Below are 18,309 nucleotides of genomic sequence, written 5' to 3'. Positions count from 1 at the left end.
CGCCCCGCCCTCATGTCTCGAACCTGGCACCGAGCCGCGCATAGGCGTCGCGCAGCCGGGCCCGGTAGCGTTCGGGAGAGAACAGGGCAGCCTGCGCGGGTCCGGCTTCTGCCAGCCGCCCGCGCAGGTCGGCGTCCGCGTCGAGGGCGCGGATCGCCTCAACCATCGCCCGGGTGTCGTACGGATCGATCTTGATCGCGGCATCGCCCACCACCTCCGGCATGGAGGAGGTGTCGGACGTCATCACCGGCGTGCCCAGCAGCATCGCTTCCAGCGCCGGAAGCCCGAAGCCTTCGTACAAGGACGGGAACAGCACCGCCTTCGCGCCGCGGATCAGGCTCACCAGCAGCGGGAAGGGCGCGTAGTCGATGTGCTGGACGCGGTAGCGCGTCTCGATCCGGCCCTCGCGCGAAAGCAGGTAGCGGACGTGATCGTTGTCCGCGAGCAGGCGCAGCTCTTCCTCCGACTTCCAGGCCTTTTTTCCGAGGATGACGAGCGGATCCTGCACGCCGGAGGCGAGATAGGCTTCGATCAGCCGGCCGACGTTCTTCTTGGGCTCGATCGCGCCGAAGAAGAGGAAGTAGCGCTTGTGGGCCAGGCCGAAGGTGCCTTCGATCTCGGTCACCACGTCGCTGACGGGCTTTTCGGCGTATCGCTTCGGGATCTCGACCGCCTGGTAGGTGTTCGTCACCTTCTCTTCCGGTACGCCGAGAAGGGAAACGATGTCGCGGCGGGATGCCTCGCTGACGGTGATGATGTGGTCCGCCTTGCGGCCGAGCTGCATCACCAGCCTGTAGTAGAGCCGCTTGTTGTCGAGGGTTGTGTAGGGCAGGCGCAGCGGCACCAGGTCGTGCATGGTGTAGATGTTGCGCGATCGGCGCGCGCGGATCGCGAGCGGATAGGTCCAGTGCATCAGCTGCGGCGGCTGGCGGAAGAAGACATTCATCCGCCGCCGGTAGAGCTTGAAGTGGACCCGCTGCGCCTCGAACAGGTTCTGCACGTTCCACACATGGTCGAAGTGCGGCAGGCGGGAACGGAACGCGTCGCGCACCACGCGCCCGGTGATGGGTACCTGGGTCGCGATCTCACCGAAGGGCGTGCTGAAGGCGCGACGGGTAAAGTCCGCCGCCTCCGCGACTCGGGACGGGCGCCCGACGCGGGGGTCGAAGAAGCCGATCTCCCGGATCAGCGGGCTTGCGCTGATGGTCGAGGTCTTGGTGCCGTACAGGACGCCGACCTCGGCACCGATGTCCCGAAGCCCGAAGGACAGGTTGCGCGCATAGGTGGCGACGCCCGTGCCCTGCTCGAGCGCGAGGTTGTAGCCGTCGATGAAGATGCGCGGGGGGCGCGGGGCGGGCATGGGCGAATTCCGATGCGTAAACGCGGGATCGTGAACGGGACAGTAATCCCGTTACGTTCTTGCATCGAAACTGGCAAGCGGCCTCGCCGAGGTCAAGCGAGGCCGGAGCACATCCTCAGTCCAGGAATTCAGGCGAAACGAGGCGCGGCAGGAACAGCACGACGTCGGGCCAGACGATGATCAGCATCAGCACCGCAAACATCGGCAGCAGCATGATGAGCGTATCGCGCAGCGCGTCCATCATACGCATGCCCGCCACATGGCAGGCGATCATCAGGCACAGACCATAGGGTGGCGTGACGAGACCGAAGGCCAGGCTGACGATGCCGATCATCGCGAAATGCACCGGGTCGATCCCGGCGCCGGCGGCCAGCGGCTGCAGGATGGCGCCGACAATGATGATCGAGGGAATCGCATCGAGGAAGCAGCCGACGACGAGGAACACCGCGGCGATGAAGAACCCGGTCGCGATGCGCCCCATGCCCCAGGCGGAGACACCCGACAGGATCGCCTCCGGGATCTTATAGTAGGCGAGCAGCCAACCGAAGCACGAGGCGGTGCCGACGCAGAACAGCGCGACGGCAGCGAGGCGCCCCGTCTCCCCAAGCGCGCCCCAGAGTTCCTTCAGCCCCATCTCCCGATAGACGAGCAGCGAGAGCGCGCCCGCGTAGAGCACCGCGATGCAGGCGCTCTCGGTCGCGGTGAACCAGCCAAAGACCTTGCCACCAATGATGATCAGCGGCGTCATCAGGGCCGGGACCGAGACGGCAAGGGCCGCGAGCAGTTCTCCCCAGGCCGCGCGCGGATAGGTCGGATAGCCGCGCGCCTTCGCGTAGGCATGCACGGTCGCCATCTGCACGGCGCCAATCAGGATGCCGGGCACGATGCCGGCCAGGAACAGCGCACCGATCGATACGGTCAGCACCCCGCCCCAGACGATCATCAGGATCGAGGGCGGGATGATCACCGCGAGCACCGCCGAGACGGCGGTGATGGCGACCGAGAAGCTGTCGTCGTAGCCCTCCTTCCGCTGCGCCTCGATGAAGATCTTCGACTGGGAGGCGGCGTCAGCGGTGGATGAACCGGAAATCCCTGCGAAGAAGAAGGACAGCACCACGTTGATCTGCGCCAGGCCGCCGGGAAAATGGCCGACCAGCGATCGTGACAACCGCATCAGCCGATCGGTGATCCCGCCCACATTCATCAGGTTCGCGGTCAGCAGGAAGAAAGGCACGGCGAGCAGGATGAAGGAGTTGTAGGCGTTGAAGGTCTCCTGCATCAGGACCATCGGCCCCAGGCGCGATTCCAGCACCAGCACGGGCAGGCAGGCGAGGCCGAGCGCGACGGCGACCGGAACGCGCAGCGCCAGCAGGATGAAGAAGACGCCGAACAGGATCCAGGCGGCCTCGGAGGCCGCGAGTGCGTTCCCGCCCATCAGGCGCCATCCCCGTGCAGGAGCACGCGCACGTCATCGACGAACTTCTCGCCCGCGAAGAGCAGCCAGGAGAACCCGAGGATGGGCCATGGCAGGTGGATCAGCCAGAGCGGCAGTTCCGCGAGTTCGCTGATCCGGAACCAGGCGAAATCCACGAACTCGATCCCGAACCATAGGAAGACGGCGCCGAAGGTCAGCACGAACAGGCCGGAGACGATGTCCATGAAGGCCCGGAATCGGCCCGTCAGTCGCGGCCACAGATCCACGATGAAGTGAATCCCCTCCCTCTGCCCGACGATCGCCCCGATCATGACGGTGTAGACGAGCAGGAAGCGCGCCATCTCCTCCGTCCAGATGTAGTGCGGCAGAAGGCTCGTCTGCCGGGAGACGACCTGCAGTGTCACCGGCAGGACGAGGATAAGGACGGAGATCGCGAGCAGTCCGGACAGCAGCCGGCCATAGAGGTCGGCTGCCCGTCGGACCGCGCCGCGCAGGCCGGTCGGGGTCATGTTTCGCTCCGGGCGAGGCAGGACATCGGCCGGGGGACGCACCTCCCCCGGCCGCGCGCGATCAGGACGAGATCGCGTTGATGCGCGTGTAGATGCCTTCCGCGTCCACCTCGCGCGCATAGGCGATCATGACCGGGTCGACCGCGCGCTTGAGCGCGGCGCGCTCGGTGAACTCGACGCGCCGCAGGCGTCCGGCACGCTCCAGCGCCTCGATCTTCTGCCCGTCCTCGGTGCTCTCGGCCTGGCGGCCGAAGACGCCGGCCTCGCGGCCCGCGCGACGGACCGCCTCCTGCAGCGGAGCGGGCAGGCGCGCGAGCGTCTGGGTCGCGAAGCAGATGGGCCGGATCGTGATCGCGTGCTGGGTCATGATCAGGTTCGGCGCCACCTCGTAGAAGCGCATCGCCTCCACGCCCGCGGCCTCGTTCTCGCCGGCCTCGATGACGTTGTTCTGGATGCCGTTGTAGACCTCGTTGTAGGCGATGACCGAGGGCGACATTCCCGCCGCCTGGAAGGTGCGCGACCAGATCGGCGCGCCCTGCACGCGGACCTTGAGGCCACGGAGTTCCGCCATGTTCGTCACACGCTTGTTGGCGAAGATGTTGCGCACGCCGCCGCCGGCATAGCCGATCAGCGCGACGCGGGCGCGGCGCTCCACCTCCTGCGCGACCGGGCCGAACAGGTCCTGGTCCAGCACCTGGTTCCAATGCGCCAGGTCGCGGAACAGGAAGGGCGCGTCGACGAAGGGCGCGGCGCGGCTGAAGGTGGACATGTGGGCGGGCGAGACGATGCCGTAATCGACCGCGCCGCGGCCGGCGGACATGTACTCGAAATACTGCTTCTCGAGCCCGAGGCTGGAGTTCTTGTGGAGCACGAAATTCACCGGGCCTGCGGTGTAGTACTGCTTCACCAGTTCCTCGAACCGCACCAGCGCGCGGGTGAAGACATGATCGTCATTGAACTGGACGGCGCCGTTGAGCGTGATGGCCTGCTGCGCGCGCGCGACATGCGGGCTGGCAAGCAGGGCTGCGCCGGCGGCCGCGCCACCGAGCAATTGCCTACGGTTCATGGATCGCATTCTCCCTCAGATGCGCCGGCTTGGTGCCGGCTGTGGGCCGACTATAGAGGCGGAAACGCCGGCTTGGGAACCGCACGGTTACCGCCTCTTTTCGCCGCAGGACGCCCGCGCGAGACTGTGGCATCAAAGGAGAGACGCCCATGAACAGGCTGGACCTTGCAGGACGCGTGGCGGTCGTGACCGGCGCGGCGCGCGGCATCGGGCTCGCGATCGCGCGACGCGCCATCGATTCGGGCGCGACCGTCGCGGTCTGGGACATGGACCGCACGGCCGCCGAAGCCGTCGCGGCATCGCTCGGCCGCGCCAGCGCCCATGTGCTCGACCTGACCGACGAGGCGGCGATCGGCGCCGCCCATGCCGCGACGCTCGCCGCCCATGGCCGGGTCGACATCCTGGTCAACAACGCCGGCATCACCGGGGGCAACGCGCCGTCCTGGGAACTGCCCGTCGCAGAATGGAAACGCGTGGTCGAGGTGAACCTAGTCGCGCCTTATCTCGTCACCCGCGCCATCGTGCCAGGCATGATCGCGGCGGGTTATGGGCGGGTGGTCAACATCGCCTCGATCGCGGGCAAGGAAGGCAATCCGAATGCCTCGCACTACAGCGCCTCCAAGGCGGGGCTGATCGGCTTCACCAAGTCGCTCGGCAAGGAACTGGCGAAGACCGGCGTCCTGGCCAACTGCATCACACCGGCCGCCGCCGAGACCGACCTGTTCCGCCAGATGACGCCGGATCAGATCGCCTGGATGCGATCCAAGATCCCGATGGACCGCTTCGTGAAGGTGGAGGAGATCGCGGCCATGGCCTGCTGGCTGGCGAGCGAGGAGTGCTCTTTCTCGACCGGTGGCGTCTTCGACATCTCCGGCGGGCGCGCCGTCTACTGAACCTCCGCCAGGATCGGCAGCAGGTATTCGGCGAAGAGCGGGGGATTCTCGGTGAACGGGAAGTGGCCGATCCCGTTCATCCGCGTAAAGCGCGCGCCCTTGATCTTTAACGCGGTCGCCTCGCTCATCTCCGCCGTGCAGGAGTAGTCGTACTCGCCAGTGAGCATGAAGAGAGGGCAGCGGGCGGTGTCGATCCGATGCACCCTCTCGCGCGCGTCCCATTCTCCCGAATAGAAGCCGATGTCGCGGTCGAAGGTGGCGTAGCCGCCCTGCGAATAGTGCCACCAGATGGCTGCCGCGCATTCCGCGGGGCTCTGCGGCGCCATCAACCCATGGATCCATTCGGGCACGAAGATCGCCTGGTTGATCCGCGGATCGTCCGCCCAGGGGCTGCGCCGACCGGCCACATGCTCGCAGGCCTCGCAGGCGATAATGGCGGAAAAGGCCTCCGGATGGCGCAGCGCCACCTCGAGGCAGATCTCCCCCGACATGGAAGCGCCGAGCAACACGGGGCGCTTTAGCCCCGCCGCCTTCACCACGCCCATGATGATCTCGACATAACGATCCGTCGTCAGGCGCCAGGCGCCGGGCATCTCGGCAGGCGGCGGGCTCTTGCCATGCCAGGGCATATCGAAGGCGGTGATGCGCCAGTCCTTCGTGATGCGGGGATCGGCCATCAGGCCGTGCGCCTGGCGGTTGTCCGCTCCCGCGGTGTGCAGCACCAGCAGGTCCCTGCCCTGCCCCGCCTGCTCGGCATAGAGCCGCCAATCGCGCCCATCGGCCAGTACGTCGAGGTAGCGCCCCACGGGATCGGCACGGGTCGCGGTGGGCAGCGACGGTCGCGGGAAGGCCGGCACCGGCCCGTTCCCGCGCAGCACCAGCCAACGCCCGACCTCGAGCACGCGGCGTGCGACATGGCAGTGGCGCAGGAACTCGATCTCATCACCGGTCACGCGGAAGCCAGGCACGCGATGGCGCATGGCGAAGATCGCGTGATGGTGCCGCGGCGGGATCGGTTCTAGGTGCTTCGCCCAGATCTCCGGCGTCGCCTCCAGCGCGAAGGTCTCCGGCCCGGTCACACCACCGAACCCGAACGCCGCGCGTGCATCCCCGCTGACGATCGCGAAGCGTACCGCGACGCCCTGGCGCCATTCCGCGAGCACCGCATCCTCGGCGCAGGCCGCCTGCCAGCGGGCAACGAAGCTCTCCCATGCGCTGCCCTGCGGCCAGCCTGCCATGCGACCCTCCTGCCGTCTCCTCGGACCGAGGATGTCAGCAGCCGCAGGGCCCGGCAACCGGCGTTGCCAGCCAAAGCGGGCCCGCGCACATTGCCGCAGATCCAACGTACGCCATCGGGGAAACGACCATGAGTGCACCAACCAAGATCGCCGTTGTCACGGGCGCCGGCACCGGCGTCGGCCGCGCCGCCGCCCTCGCCCTGCTCGGCGGCGGCTGGACGGTCGTGCTGACCGGCCGGCGCAAGGAGGCGCTGGAGGAGACGATCGCCCTCGCCGGCGACGCCGCCCCGCGCGCCCGCGCCATCCCCGCCGATGTCGCGGACCCGGCGGCGGTCGATGCGCTGTTCGGCGCGGTGAAGAAGGAATTCGGCCGGCTCGACCTGCTCTTCAACAACGCCGGCCAGAACGTCCCGGGCATGCCCTTCGAGGACCTGACCTACGCCGACTGGTCGCGCGTCGTCGCGGTGAACCTCACCGGCTCGTTCCTGTGTGCCCAGGCCGCCTTCCGCATTATGAAGGACCAGTCGCCCCAGGGCGGGCGCATCATCAACAACGGCTCGATCAGCGCGCACACGCCGCGACCGGACAGCGCGCCTTATACGGCGACGAAGCACGCCATCACTGGGTTGACCAAGTCGCTGATGCTGGATGGCCGGAAGTACGACATCTGCGCGGGGCAGATCGATATCGGCAACGCCGCGACGCCGATGACGCGCCGCATGTCGCAGGGCGTGAAGCAGGCTGACGGGACGGTCGCCGTCGAGCCGACCATGGACGTGAACCATGTGGGGCAGGCCATCCTGCACATGGCGAACCTGCCGCTGGAATCGAACATCTTCACGCTCACCATCAAGGCGACGAAGATGCCGTTCGAAGGGCGCGGCTGACCAACAGAAGGTCGGGGGAGGGGAACCTCCCCCGAACCCCCATCCCTTCCTTGCCACTCCGCCCTCGCAGACGCGCGGTTCAGATGTCGCCGCGTTCGAGCAAGAGCCGCTTCACCTCGTTCTTGGGCACCTTTCCGTAGCCTGAGCGCGGCAGCGCATCCCACACCACGATACTCGTCGGCCACTTGTAGCGACCTAGCCGGCCATCGAGATGCGCCATGACTGCAACCGGGTCGATCGCGGCGCCTTCCGCGGCCACCAGCACCGCAACCCCGGCCTCGCCCCACTTGTCATGCGGCACGCCGACGACGCAGGCCTCGGCGATGGAAGGATGCGTCAGCAGCACCTCCTCCACCTCCCGCGGATACACGTTCGACCCGCCGGAGATGTACATGTCCGACTGCCGGCCCGTGATGTAGAGGAAACCGCGCGCATCGAGATGACCGAGGTCGCCCGTGTGGAACCAGCCTCCCGCGAAGGCCTTCTCGTTCGCCGTCGGGTTCTCGAAATAACCGGCCATCACGGCGGGGCCGCGGACGCAGATCTCACCCGTCTCGCCGGCCGCGAGCCGGCGGTTCTGCGCGTCGAGGATCGCGACCTCGATCCCGGTGCGCGGATAGCCGCAGGACCCAATCGGGAAGGCCGGGTCATCCTCCAGGCTGTGCCATTCGGGCGGCAGGACCGTGATGTTCCCGGTCACTTCTCCCAGGCCGAAATACTGCACCAGGCAGGGGCCGAGCTTGCGCAGCGCGTGCTTCTGGTCCTCCCGGTACATCGGCGCGCCGGCATAGATCACGTGCTGCAGGCTCGAATGGTCGTGGGCATCGACGCTGGCGTCACGGCACAGCGCGTTCAGGATCGTCGGCACCGTGAACATGTTGCTGACCCGATGCTTCTCGACGAGGCGCCAGGCCTCCGGCACGTCAAGTCGCTCCCCTGGCAGCAGCACCGAGACCGAACCGCGCGCCACCTGCGCCATGGCGTGGATGCCCGCGCCATGCGACAGCGGCGCGACCACGAGCGACGCGTCGCGCTCGCTCAGCCCCGGCATCAGGTCCGCGATGTGGTTCACCACGACGAAGGCCAATTGCCCATGCGTCAGCGTGCCGCCCTTGGGCCGCCCCGTGGTGCCCGAGGTGTAGAAGAGCCAGGCCGGATGATCGCGATCCACCGCCGCCGTCTCCGTCACCCGCGCGGCTGATCCCTCCGCAACCAGATCCTCCCACGACAGGCCCACCCCCTCCCCCACCGCAACCTCCAGCAGGCAGGCCGCATTCTCCGCGCGCGCCGCCGCGCGATGCTCCGGGAAGCCGGTGTCGAACAGATGCGCCCGGCAGCCGGCATTGGCCGCCAGGAAGGCAACCTCCGGCGGGCTCAGGCGAAAGTTCGTCGGCACCCAGACCGCGCCGATCAGCCAGCAGGCCCAGCAGGATTCGAAGATGGCGTTGCCGTTGCGGGCATGGACGAGGACGCGGTCGCCCGCGCCGATCCCCCTCGCCCGGAGCGCCGCCGCGGCCGCGGTGACGCGCGCCGCGACCTCGGCCCAGCGCCACGTCCGGTCGCGCCAGACCAGCGCGGGACGCTCCGGCAGCCGCCAGGCCGTCTGCAACAGCAGGCTCGCGAGGTTCGAGGTCGGGATCATCGGCGCTTCCTCCGCCCCGTGGTCTGCCGCGCCCCGCGCCACCCCGCAAGCGTGCCGGCGCTTGCGGCGCGGCCCGTGCCCGGGCAATCCTGCCGGGAAGCGCCACCCAGGGCGCGCAGATGAACGATCCGTCAGGGAGAGACGCCAGATGACCGAAACCCACCTCCGCGGCTCGCGCCGCACGCTCCTGCTCGCGGCCGCGGGCACGAGCCTCGCCATCCCGCTGCGCGTCCGCGCGCAGCAGCAGTACCGCCCGGAATACAAGGTTTCGGTCGTGGGCAACCGGCCCATCCCGCTCTCCGGCGGCGCCTTCGACTGGGCTGACCTGGTCACCCAGCGCTCGGGCGGACGAATCAACATGAAGGTCTATCCCGGCAGCCAGCTCGTCGGTGGCGACCAGACGCGTGAGCTCGTCGCCATGCGCCAGGGCGTGATCGACATGGCGGTGTTCAGCACGATCAACATCTCGCCGCAGATCCGCGAGATGAACCTCTTCTCACTGCCCTTCCTGCTGCGCGACCATCGCGGCTTCGACGCCATCATCAACGGGGAGGTCGGCCAGGATCTGTTCCGTGCCCTCGCCGCGCGGGAAGTGGTGCCGGTCGCCTGGGGTGAGAACGGCTTCCGCGAACTCTCCAACTCCAAGCGCGAGGTCCGCCGCCCCGAGGATCTGCGCGGCATGAAGATCCGCTTCGCCGCTGGCGCCATCTTCAGCGAGATCTTCACCGCCCTCGGCGCCAACCCGCTGCAGATGTCATTCGCCGACCTGCAGCCCGCGCTCACGACCGGCGCGGTGGACGGGCAGGAGAACCCGGTCAACCTCTTCCTTGCCTTCCGTATGGACACGCTGGCGCAGAAGCATCTGACGATCTGGAACTACGTCGCCGATGCGGGCGCCTTCGTCGTCGCCAAGTCGGTGATGGAGAGCTTCGCGCCGGCGGACCGCGACCTGATCATCGCCTGTGCGCGGGAAGCTGCGCAGAAGCAGATCGCCGAAAGCCGCAAGGGGATCGGCATCGGCGGCGACCGCTCGGCGATCGAGGAATGCATCCGCCGCGGCGTCTCGGTGGCCGAGCTGACTGCGGCGGAGAAGACCGCCTTCGCGACTGCGACGCGCCCGGTGTTCGACAAGTGGGCGCAGACGGTCGGCATGCCGCTCGTGCAGAAGGCGCAGGCCGCCATCACCAGCGCCACGGCCTGAGAACCAGGTGAGCGCCGAACTCGACCCGGCTGCGACCCAGCCGGACCCGCGCACGCGCCTCCCGCTTTCCTTCGAGCGGGTGCTTCTCGCGCTCGCCATGGGCGCGATGGCGCTGATCACCGCAGCCAATGTCGCGGCGCGCTACCTGACCAACGTCTCGCTCGCCGTCACCGAGGAATACTCGGTTGTGCTCATGGTGATCGTGACGCTGATCGGCGCGGCGCTCGCCACCGCCGGCGGCCGGCACATCCGGGTCGAGTACTTTACGGGGCTGCTGCCCACCACATGGCAGCGACGGGCGGAGATGCTGGCGCTCGCGCTCGCCATCGCCTGCTTCGGCCTGCTCGCCTGGTTCGGCGCGAAGCTGGCCTATGACGAGTATCGGTTCGAGGTGCTCTCCAACGGCCTCGGCAATCCGAACTGGTGGTACACTGGCTGGCTGCCGCTGCTCTCGCTGCTTGTCATCGGCCGGGCGGCAGGGCGGCTGGTCCGGCTTGCGCGCGGAGAGGCGGGATGATCGCTGCCACGCTCTTCATCGCCTTCGGCGTGCTGCTCATGGCCGGCGTGCCGGTTGGCATTTGCCTCGGCCTCGCCGGCGCCTTCGCCATATGGCTCGCCAACCAGGCGATCATGGCGATGCCGACCAATGTCTATGCCGGCATCGCGAAGTATCCGCTGATCGCCATACCGATGTTCGTGCTGGTGGGCTGCGTGTTCGAGCGCACGGGCGTCGCGCTGCGGCTCGTGCGCTTTGCCCAGGCGCTGGTCGGCGCGGGGCGCGGCGCGCTCGCCTCGGTGGCCGTGATCGTCGCCATGGTGCTGGGCGGCATCACCGGCTCGGGCCCGGCCAATTCGGCGGCTGTCGGGCAGGTGATGACGAAGTCGATGGTCGAGGACGGCTATCCCCGCCCCTTCATCGCCAGCACCGTCGGTGCGGCGGCCGCGACGGACATCCTGATCCCTCCGTCAATCGCCTTCATCGTCTATGCCGTGCTGGTGCCAGGCGTGTCCGTCCCCGCGATCTTCGCGGCGGGCATGATCCCAGGGCTGCTCGCGGGCCTCTTCATCATCGGTGCGGTCGTCACGATCTCGATCGTCAAGGATTTCGGCGGGAAGGCGCGGAAACGGGAGGCTCTGGCCGTCTGGCAGACCTTCCGCGACGCGATCTGGGGACTGATGGCGCCCGTCGTGATCCTCGGTGGCATGCGCATCGGCATCTTCACGCCGACAGAAGCCGCGGTCGTCGCTGTGTTCTACGGCCTCTTCGTCGGCTTCGTCGTCTATCGGTCCCTGACGTTCCGCGACGTCTACGAGATGCTGGTGGAAGCCGGGGAGATATCGGCGGTCATCCTCATCGTCGTGGCGCTCGCGACGGTCTTCGCCTGGTCGACCAGCACGCTCGGCATCGTGCGCCCGATCGCGGAATGGGTGGTGGGCCTTGGCTTCGGTGCGGGCGGTACACTCGTGATGCTCACGATCTTCCTGATCATCGTCGGCATGTTCCTCGACGGCATATCGATCTTCCTGATCATGCTGCCGGTGCTGCTGCCGATTGCGGCGGCCTTCCAGTGGGACCTGACATGGTTCGGCGTCGTGCTGACCATGATGATCGCGATCGGCCAGTTCACCCCGCCGATGGCGGTGAATCTGATGGTCTCCTGCCGCATTGCCGGCGTGCCAATGGAAAGCACCATCCCCTGGGTGATCTGGATGGTGCTGGCCATGACCGCCGCGGCTGCCTGCGTGATGGCGGTGCCGGATCTAGCGCTATGGCTGCCGCAAGCGATGGGCCTGGTCTGACCCGGCGCGCCTCATTCCCGCGCGCCGAAGGTCAGGCCTTCCGCGCCCGCCTATGGCGCGCGGGGTTGGCGGGGGGGCCGCGCGTGAGGGATAGCGGATTCCGTTCCGCCGATGGTCAATCCTTTGGCGGACCGGCATCAGCCACGGGGCTGCGGCACGATCCGGATATAGGGCTTGGGTTCCTTCCAGCCTTTCGGGAACAGCACCTTGGCATCCTCGTTGGAAACCGATCCGGCGATGATCACGTCCTGCCCGCGCGTCCAGTTGGCGGGCGTGGCCACCTTGTGCTTCGCCGTCAGTTGCAGGCTGTCGAGCAGTCGCAGGATCTCGTCGAAGTTGCGCCCCGCCGTCATCGGGTAGGCGAGGTAGGCCTTCACCTGCTTGACCGGCCCAATGAAGACGACGACGCGCACCGTCTGGTTCGCCGCCGCCGTGCGCCCTTCCGAACTCGCGCCGGCATCGGCCGGCAGCATGCCGTAGAGCTTCGAGACCTCCAGCGTCGGGTCGCCGATCATCGGATAGGTCACGGCGTGGCCCGTCACCTCGGCGATGTCGCCTTCCCAGCGATGGTGGCTTTCCACCGGATCGACCGACAGGCCGATGATCTTGCAGTTCCGCTTGTCGAATTCCGGCTTCAGCCCGGCCATGGTGCCGAGCTCCGTCGTGCAGACCGGGGTGAAGTCCTTCGGATGGCTGAACAGGATCGCCCAGCCATCGCCGATCCATTCATGAAAGCGGATGCGACCCTGGGTGGTATCGGCTTCGAAATCGGGTGCGGCCTGGCCGATCTGGATGCTCATGGCGGTTGCTCCCTGCCTGGATAGGCGCGGACGCCACCACGCGAGCGAGCCGACCGCAAGCAGAAGGTTTCGCTCTCCCCGCCGGCGGTGCAACGAGCGGGGGATTCTCCGCCCGGCGCGCCGCCCGGAAAGATCCTTCTACCGCGCCGCCAGGCGGCGGATGGCATCCGCAACGCGCGCCGGCGTGATGCGCAGGCTGTCCTCGAGCGGCGGACTGAAGGGCACCGGCGCGCGCGGCGCGCCGAGGCGCTCCACCGCGGCGAGACCGCCCGGCCCCAGCGCCTCGACCACCCGCGCGACCACCTCCGCGCCGAAGCCGGAAACCGTCACCGCCTCATGCACGACGAGCAGGCGCCGCGTGCGTCGGGCCGAGGCGATCACCGCCGCCTCGTCCCAGGGCCAGAGGCTGCGCAGGTCGAACACGTCGCAGGCGAGGCCGCTCTCCAGCGCGCCCTGTTCGGCCACCGGCACCGTCGCGGACCAGGTGACGACCGTCGCCGCATCGCCCGCCGCCGCGTGGCGCGCCACGCCGAAGGGGATGGGCGCGACCTTCTCCGGCACCTCGCCCTCCGAGGTCCAGAGGTTCTTGGGTTCCATCAGCACGACCGGGTCGTCGCTGCGGATCGCGGCCTTGAGCAGCCCCGCCGCATCCGCCGGCGTGCCGGGGGCCGCGACGACAAGGCCCGGGATGTGCGTCAGCCAGGCCTCCAGGCACTGGCTGTGCTGCGCGGCGGAATTGCGCCACATGCCCTGCGGCATGCGGACCACCAGCGCCGCGCGCCCCTGCCCGCCGAACATGTAGCGGACCTTGGCGATCTGGCTCACCAACTCGTCCATGGCGCAGAGCGTGAAGTCGGCGATGCGCATCTCCACGATGGGCCGCGTGCCGCATAACGCCGCGCCGAGCCCCGCCCCCATGATCGTGCTTTCGCTGATGGGCGTGGAGACGATGCGATCCGCCCCGAACTCCTCGGCGAGACCCTTGTACTGGCCGAAGATGCCCCCCTGGACCAGGTCCTCGCCCAGCGCCCAGACGAGCGGATCGCGCCGCATCTCGTCGGCGAGCGCGCGGCGCGTCGCCTCGGCGAAGCTCATCCGGGTCATGCCGGCGCCCCTGCATCCTGGACATCGGTGAAGGCGGCGCCTGGATCGGGCCAGGGGGCAGCCATGGCGGCGGCGCGGTGGCCGGCCATCTCGGCCGCCGCCCCGGCCTCCAGCGCGGCGATCTCGCCCTCGGATACGCCAGCGGCCACGAGCAGCGCGGCAAGGCGGCGGATGCAGTCGCGCTGCCGTGCCGCGGCCGCTTCCTCCGCCGGGCGATAGGCCGCAGCGTCAGTGCCCGTATGCCCCTCCCATCGGTAGCATTTCGCATGCAGGAATTGCGGACCGGCGCCGGCACGGACGCGCGCAACAAGCTCCGCCGCGACGGCATCGACCGCCAGCGCATCCTCCCCATCCACCCCGGTGGCTGGCACGCCGCAGGCCTCGGCGCGCACGGCCGGGCCGCCACCGGCGGTCACCGCGCTGTTGCGGGTGAAGGCGGCGAAGCCGTTGTCTTCGCACACGAACAGCACGGGCAGGCGATAGAGCGCGGCCCAGTTCATCCCTTCCAGGAAGGGACCGCGGTTCACCGCGCCGTCGCCGAAGAAGCAGGCGACGATCGCGTCCTCCTTGGTCAGCCGGATGGCCTGCGCGGCGCCGCAGGCGATCGGTATGCCCGCGCCGACCACGCCGTTCGCGCCGAGCATCCCCACTGCGAAATCGGCGATGTGCATTGATCCGCCCTTGCCGCCGCAGGACCCGCCCGCACGGCCATGCAATTCGAGCATCATCGCCCGCGCATCGGCCCCCTTCGCAATCGCGTGCCCATGTCCGCGATGCGTGCTGGTGATGCGGTCGGCACGCCGCAGGTTCGCGCACACGCCGACAGCGACCGCTTCCTGCCCGATGGAAGGATGCACCACGCCGGGCGCCTTGCCTTCCCGCATCGCGGCAACGGCCTCGCGCTCGAAGGCACGGATGCGCGCCATGTCGCGCAGCATCGCCATGCGCCGCGCCGTCTCATTCGACGTGCCCGACATGCGGATCCCCTCCCCCTGTTGCCAGCCCCACCGTCGCGCTCTACTCCCGGTTTCGGAGAGGAACGCCATGCTGGACCGGCTCATCGTGGTGGACAGCGTCACCCGGCTGGGGCCGGAGGCGCAAGGGCGCGTCATCGTCGGCGGGTCGCATGGCGGCATCTACGCGGCCTACCTCGCCGCGAAGGCCCGCGTCGCGGGCGTGTTGCTGAACGATGCGGGCCTCGGCCTCGATCGCGCCGGCATCGCCGGGCTTCACTGGCTCGACCCCCTTCGCGTCCCGGCCGCCTGCTGTTCCCATCGCAGCGCGCGCATCGGGGACGGCTTCGACCTGCTTGGCCGCGGCATCGTCAGCCATGTGAACCGCGCCGCCGCCGCGCTCGGCATCGAGCCGGGCATGTGGTGCCGCGAGGCTGCCCGGCGTCTCGCCGCCGCGCCCCTCTCGCCTGCCGAGCCGCCGGAGAGCGCGGAAAGCCGCTTCCCCGTCGAACTCCCCGGCCGCGCGCGGGCGAGTGCGATCGATTCAAACTCCCTGATGGGCCCGGACGATGACGGCACCATCGTCGTCACCGGCAGCCATGGCGCCCTGCTCGGCGGGCGACCCGAAACCGCGGCGCGCGCGAATGTCTTCGCCGCGCTCTACAACGATGCCGATGGCGGGATCGACGGCGCGGGCTTCACGCGCCTGCCCGCCCTTGACGCGCGTGGCATCGCCGCCGCCACCTACTCTGTCTGGACAGCGCGGATCGGCGATGGTCGCTCCGCCGTCGAGAGCGGCATCGTCAGCGCCGTGAACGTCCGTGCGGCCGCGCTGGGCCTCGCGCCAGGCGGCACGGTGCGAGACGCCATCACCCTCCTCGCCGAGGCGATCGAAAAGGACCGACGCGCGTGACCAGTTCCAACACCACCCTGAAGATCACCGGCGGCGAGGCGCTGGCGCGTATGCTGCAGGCCCACCAGGTCGGCCCGATGTTCGGCATGGGCGGCTTCCAGCTGCTGCCCTTCTATGAGGCCGTGCGCGCGCTGGGCCTGAAGCACTACCTGATCAACGACGAGCGCTGCGGCACCTTTGCCGCCGATGCCTGGGCGCGGGTGACGAACCGGCCGGGCGTGGTGGATGCGACGCTCGGGCCGGGGGCGACGAACCTCGTCACGGGACTCGTGGAATCGCTGAATGCGGGTATTCCGCTGGTGGCCATCACCGGCGACGCCAACCGCGACCACGCCTGGAAGAACATGACGCAGGAAGCGCGGCAGGTCGAAATCCTCCGCCCCGCCTGCAAGGAATTGCTTCGCGTCGAGAGCACGAAGCGCATCCCGGAATTCGTCCGCCGCGCCTTCGCCGTTGCCACATCCGGCCGCCCCGGCCCGGTGGTGCTCGACGTGCCGGAGGATGTCGCCCATGGCGAGCACGAGTTCGGTGCGGACGAGATCTGGGCAGACCCCGGTACGCTGATGGCCCAGGCGCGGCGCACGCGCCCCGATGGCCGCGAACTCGGCCGCGCTGCGGCGCTGCTGGCCAAGGCGAAGCGGCCGCTGCTGCTGGTGGGCGGTGGCATCCATGTCTCCGGCGCGCATGCCGCGCTGCGTGCGCTGGCCGAGGCGCACGCCATGCCCGTCGCCCACACGATGTCCGGCAAGGGGGCGATTGCCTGCACGCATCCGCTCTCCCTCGGCGTGTTCGGGCGCTATTCGCGCATCGCCAACGACTTCATCGCGGAGGCCGACCTGCTGATCGTCGTCGGCTGCAAGCTGGGCGAGATCGCGACGAAGCGTTTCTCCCTGATGCCGGCCGGCGTGCCGCTGATCCACATCGAGATCGTGCCGGAGGAGATCGGCCGGACCACCCGCGCCGATGTTGCGATGGCGGCAGATGCGCGCCTTGCGCTCGAGGACCTGCTCGCCACGCTGCCGCCGGGCCCGCTGCCCGAAGACCGCGCGGACTTCGCCGCGGCGATCGCCCCGCGCATGGCCGCCTGGCGCGCCGGTGCGGCGGACAGGCTCGAATCGAACGAGACGCCGATCAATGTCGGCCGCCTGATCAATGAGCTGAACCTGGCAATGGGCGATGAGGACATCCTCGTCGCCGACGGCGGCTTCGCCGGGCATTGGGGCGGGCTGCTGTTCGACACCAAGAAGGAAGGCCGCCACTTCATCGCCGACCGCGGCTTCGCCTCCATCGGCTATGGCGCGCCGGGGGCGATGGGCGCGCAGATGGCGGCGGGGCCGAAGCGGCGCGTCGTGGGCCTGACCGGCGATGGCGGCTTCAACATGACGATCGGGGAGATCGAGACGGCGCGCCGCGCGGGCGCCAACTACGTGCTCTGCGTGTTCAACAATGCGGCCTCGGGCTATGTGAAGGCCCTGCAGCATGCCGTCTACGGGCCGGGGAACTACCAGTCCTCCGAACTCGCCGAGACGGACTACGCCGCGGCCGCCCGCGCCTTTGGCTGCCACGGCATCCGCGTGGAGGACCCGGCGAAGCTGGCGGGCGCGATCCGGGAGGGGCTCGAGAACACCTCCTCCCCCACCATCCTCGACGTGATCGTCACGCGCGATCCGGCGCGGATGCTGCCCGGCGTCGACAACCGCACGCTGAAGGTCGAGAAGGGCGACCGTCCGGTCTGAACGCAACGCCCCACAGGCGCCACGAAAGCAGCTAGGATGAGCGGGCCATGACCGCGCCGCGCCGCATCGTAGCCGCCCTGATCCTCGCCCTGCCCTGCGCTGCCACGGCGCAGGACCAGCGCCTGCCGAGCGTGCAGTACGGCGCGCCGCTGCCGCAGGTGCTCTACGGCGCGCCGAGCCCCGAGCCGGAGCAGCGCCGGGCGCCCGCGCCACAGGCAGCGCGCCCCCTGCCGCCGCCGGCAGCGCCGCAGGGCAGCCTGACGTACCAGTCCGGGCCGACCTACATACCGCCCCAGGCCTATTGGGGCGCACCGCCCCATTGGGATCGCGCGCCGCCCGCCTGGCGTCGTCCAGGTCCGCCGCAGGACACGGCACCCTACGTCTCCCCGCGCAACGGATATTTCGAACGACCGCTGCCCGAAGGCTCCTATGTCGGCCGCCCGCCGAGCGCGCCGCCGCCGCCCACCTATGGCAGGCCGCGTGGCTGGTGAGGGACGAGGCGCGCGGCGCCACGCGTTCCCCTATCGCATCGACGTGCCACAGCCCCGCCACGCTGGCGCGCGATGGTGACATCAGACGCGGCACGAGTCGTGCGGCGCCCATTCTCGGACGGGAACGGACCATGGCCCGCAAGGGACTTCTCGCGATGCTGGCGGCGCTTCTCGCGGCCGGCTGCACCAACCCCTACGACCCGACGCAGCGCGCCGTCGGCGGCGGGCTGATCGGCGCCGGCACCGGCGCGGTGATCGGCGGCGCGGCTGGCGGACGCGGC

The 18,309-nt window shown here is 69.1% G+C and carries 17 protein-coding genes; 8 read left to right on the top strand and 9 right to left on the bottom strand.

Annotation, left to right across the window (positions count from 1 at the left end):
• Positions 1-10: 10 nt before the first annotated feature.
• The 4 genes from HW577_RS00830 to HW577_RS00815 all read right to left on the bottom strand — a co-directional run bounded on the left by HW577_RS00830 (position 11) and on the right by HW577_RS00815 (position 4,370).
• Positions 11-1,360, bottom strand: a complete 1,350-nt coding sequence (locus HW577_RS00830) for a glycosyltransferase family 4 protein (protein WP_198374147.1) — start codon at positions 1,358-1,360, stop codon at positions 11-13.
• A 115-nt stretch (positions 1,361-1,475) separates the two neighbouring features.
• Positions 1,476-2,795 (bottom strand): TRAP transporter large permease, encoded by a 1,320-nt coding sequence (locus tag HW577_RS00825; protein WP_198374146.1) that lies wholly within the window; start codon positions 2,793-2,795, stop codon positions 1,476-1,478.
• Complete coding sequence (locus tag HW577_RS00820) at positions 2,795-3,304, bottom strand: TRAP transporter small permease (RefSeq protein ID WP_198374145.1); 510 nt, start codon at positions 3,302-3,304, stop codon at positions 2,795-2,797. Before HW577_RS00820 ends, HW577_RS00825 begins: the two co-directional genes overlap by 1 nt.
• 61 nt (positions 3,305-3,365) lie before the next feature.
• The gene (locus HW577_RS00815; RefSeq protein WP_198374144.1) at positions 3,366-4,370 is read right to left on the bottom strand and encodes a TRAP transporter substrate-binding protein; all 1,005 of its coding nucleotides are present in this window, start codon (positions 4,368-4,370) and stop codon (positions 3,366-3,368) included.
• 149 nt (positions 4,371-4,519) lie between these two features.
• Here HW577_RS00815 and HW577_RS00810 point away from each other — a divergent pair, with 149 nt between their 5' ends.
• Positions 4,520-5,263, top strand: coding sequence for an SDR family NAD(P)-dependent oxidoreductase (locus tag HW577_RS00810; protein WP_198374143.1), 744 nt, complete (start codon positions 4,520-4,522; stop codon positions 5,261-5,263).
• Here the strand turns inward: HW577_RS00810 and HW577_RS00805 are convergent.
• Positions 5,257-6,501, bottom strand: coding sequence for an alpha/beta fold hydrolase (locus tag HW577_RS00805; RefSeq protein ID WP_198374142.1), 1,245 nt, complete (start codon positions 6,499-6,501; stop codon positions 5,257-5,259). The genes HW577_RS00810 and HW577_RS00805 overlap by 7 nt on opposite strands.
• A 128-nt stretch (positions 6,502-6,629) precedes the next feature.
• Between HW577_RS00805 and HW577_RS00800 the strand changes: the two genes are divergently transcribed.
• Positions 6,630-7,388, top strand: coding sequence for an SDR family oxidoreductase (locus HW577_RS00800; RefSeq protein ID WP_198374141.1), 759 nt, complete (start codon positions 6,630-6,632; stop codon positions 7,386-7,388).
• Between the two features lie 79 nt (positions 7,389-7,467).
• Here the strand turns inward: HW577_RS00800 and HW577_RS00795 are convergent, their stop codons facing one another.
• Positions 7,468-9,030 carry an acyl-CoA synthetase gene (locus HW577_RS00795; RefSeq protein ID WP_198374140.1) on the bottom strand — a complete coding sequence of 521 codons (1,563 nt, stop codon included), beginning with the start codon at positions 9,028-9,030 and terminating at the stop codon, positions 7,468-7,470.
• Positions 9,031-9,178: 148 nt separating this feature from the next.
• Between HW577_RS00795 and dctP the strand changes: the two genes are divergently transcribed.
• Genes dctP through HW577_RS00780 form a run of 3 tightly spaced genes read left to right on the top strand, consistent with a single transcriptional unit; the run spans position 9,179 to position 12,031 of the window.
• Positions 9,179-10,231, top strand: coding sequence for a TRAP transporter substrate-binding protein DctP (gene dctP, locus HW577_RS00790; protein WP_198374139.1), 1,053 nt, complete (start codon positions 9,179-9,181; stop codon positions 10,229-10,231).
• A 7-nt stretch (positions 10,232-10,238) separates the two neighbouring features.
• Positions 10,239-10,748 (top strand): TRAP transporter small permease, encoded by a 510-nt coding sequence (locus tag HW577_RS00785; protein ID WP_332837285.1) that lies wholly within the window; start codon positions 10,239-10,241, stop codon positions 10,746-10,748.
• The gene (locus tag HW577_RS00780) at positions 10,745-12,031 is read left to right on the top strand and encodes a TRAP transporter large permease (RefSeq protein ID WP_198374138.1); all 1,287 of its coding nucleotides are present in this window, start codon (positions 10,745-10,747) and stop codon (positions 12,029-12,031) included. The genes HW577_RS00785 and HW577_RS00780 overlap by 4 nt, the downstream gene beginning before the upstream one ends.
• A gap of 137 nt (positions 12,032-12,168) precedes the next feature.
• Here HW577_RS00780 and HW577_RS00775 read toward each other — a convergent pair whose 3' ends face one another.
• From HW577_RS00775 to HW577_RS00765, 3 genes are all read right to left on the bottom strand, one after another.
• A complete protein-coding gene (locus tag HW577_RS00775) occupies positions 12,169-12,831 on the bottom strand; it encodes a peroxiredoxin (RefSeq protein ID WP_198374137.1) in 663 nt (220 codons plus the stop codon).
• A 138-nt stretch (positions 12,832-12,969) separates the two neighbouring features.
• The gene (locus HW577_RS00770; RefSeq protein ID WP_198374136.1) at positions 12,970-13,935 is read right to left on the bottom strand and encodes an alpha-ketoacid dehydrogenase subunit beta; all 966 of its coding nucleotides are present in this window, start codon (positions 13,933-13,935) and stop codon (positions 12,970-12,972) included.
• Positions 13,932-14,912 carry a thiamine pyrophosphate-dependent dehydrogenase E1 component subunit alpha gene (locus HW577_RS00765; protein ID WP_232474581.1) on the bottom strand — a complete coding sequence of 327 codons (981 nt, stop codon included), beginning with the start codon at positions 14,910-14,912 and terminating at the stop codon, positions 13,932-13,934. Before HW577_RS00765 ends, HW577_RS00770 begins: the two co-directional genes overlap by 4 nt.
• Before the next feature lie 67 nt (positions 14,913-14,979).
• On the opposite strand from HW577_RS00765, the gene HW577_RS00760 reads away from it, so the two are divergent.
• The 3 genes from HW577_RS00760 to HW577_RS00750 are packed head-to-tail and all read left to right on the top strand — an operon-like array spanning position 14,980 to position 18,028.
• A complete protein-coding gene (locus HW577_RS00760) occupies positions 14,980-15,801 on the top strand; it encodes a hypothetical protein (RefSeq protein ID WP_198374134.1) in 822 nt (273 codons plus the stop codon).
• Positions 15,798-17,537: a thiamine pyrophosphate-binding protein gene (locus tag HW577_RS00755; RefSeq protein ID WP_332837282.1), complete on the top strand. Its 1,740-nt coding sequence runs from the start codon at positions 15,798-15,800 to the stop codon at positions 17,535-17,537. The genes HW577_RS00760 and HW577_RS00755 overlap by 4 nt, the downstream gene beginning before the upstream one ends.
• A gap of 47 nt (positions 17,538-17,584) precedes the next feature.
• Complete coding sequence (locus HW577_RS00750) at positions 17,585-18,028, top strand: hypothetical protein (protein WP_198374133.1); 444 nt, start codon at positions 17,585-17,587, stop codon at positions 18,026-18,028.
• Positions 18,029-18,309 lie beyond the last annotated feature (281 nt).

Origin of the sequence: Neoroseomonas rubea (genome assembly GCF_016106015.1) — a bacterium.
GTDB lineage: Bacteria > Pseudomonadota > Alphaproteobacteria > Acetobacterales > Acetobacteraceae > Neoroseomonas > Neoroseomonas rubea.
Note: the sequence above shows the minus strand (reverse complement) of the source record. Positions and strands in the feature narration are given on the sequence as shown.

Excerpts from the sequence above, each read along its gene's own strand:
- HW577_RS00800 (WP_198374141.1), top strand. The coding sequence starts at position 6,630 with ATGAGTGCACCAACCAAGATCGCCGTTGTCACGGGCGCCGGCACCGGC.
- HW577_RS00760 (WP_198374134.1), top strand. The coding sequence starts at position 14,980 with ATGCTGGACCGGCTCATCGTGGTGGACAGCGTCACCCGGCTGGGGCCG.
- HW577_RS00805 (WP_198374142.1), bottom strand. The coding sequence starts at position 6,501 with ATGGCAGGCTGGCCGCAGGGCAGCGCATGGGAGAGCTTCGTTGCCCGC.
- HW577_RS00820 (WP_198374145.1), bottom strand. The coding sequence starts at position 3,304 with ATGACCCCGACCGGCCTGCGCGGCGCGGTCCGACGGGCAGCCGACCTC.
- HW577_RS00750 (WP_198374133.1), top strand. The coding sequence starts at position 17,585 with ATGACCGCGCCGCGCCGCATCGTAGCCGCCCTGATCCTCGCCCTGCCC.
- dctP (WP_198374139.1), top strand. The coding sequence starts at position 9,179 with ATGACCGAAACCCACCTCCGCGGCTCGCGCCGCACGCTCCTGCTCGCG.
- HW577_RS00810 (WP_198374143.1), top strand. The coding sequence starts at position 4,520 with ATGAACAGGCTGGACCTTGCAGGACGCGTGGCGGTCGTGACCGGCGCG.
- HW577_RS00795 (WP_198374140.1), bottom strand. The coding sequence starts at position 9,030 with ATGATCCCGACCTCGAACCTCGCGAGCCTGCTGTTGCAGACGGCCTGG.
- HW577_RS00770 (WP_198374136.1), bottom strand. The coding sequence starts at position 13,935 with ATGACCCGGATGAGCTTCGCCGAGGCGACGCGCCGCGCGCTCGCCGAC.
- HW577_RS00775 (WP_198374137.1), bottom strand. The coding sequence starts at position 12,831 with ATGAGCATCCAGATCGGCCAGGCCGCACCCGATTTCGAAGCCGATACC.
- HW577_RS00815 (WP_198374144.1), bottom strand. The coding sequence starts at position 4,370 with ATGAACCGTAGGCAATTGCTCGGTGGCGCGGCCGCCGGCGCAGCCCTG.
- HW577_RS00830 (WP_198374147.1), bottom strand. The coding sequence starts at position 1,360 with ATGCCCGCCCCGCGCCCCCCGCGCATCTTCATCGACGGCTACAACCTC.
- HW577_RS00825 (WP_198374146.1), bottom strand. The coding sequence starts at position 2,795 with ATGGGCGGGAACGCACTCGCGGCCTCCGAGGCCGCCTGGATCCTGTTC.
- HW577_RS00780 (WP_198374138.1), top strand. The coding sequence starts at position 10,745 with ATGATCGCTGCCACGCTCTTCATCGCCTTCGGCGTGCTGCTCATGGCC.
- HW577_RS00765 (WP_232474581.1), bottom strand. The coding sequence starts at position 14,912 with ATGTCGGGCACGTCGAATGAGACGGCGCGGCGCATGGCGATGCTGCGC.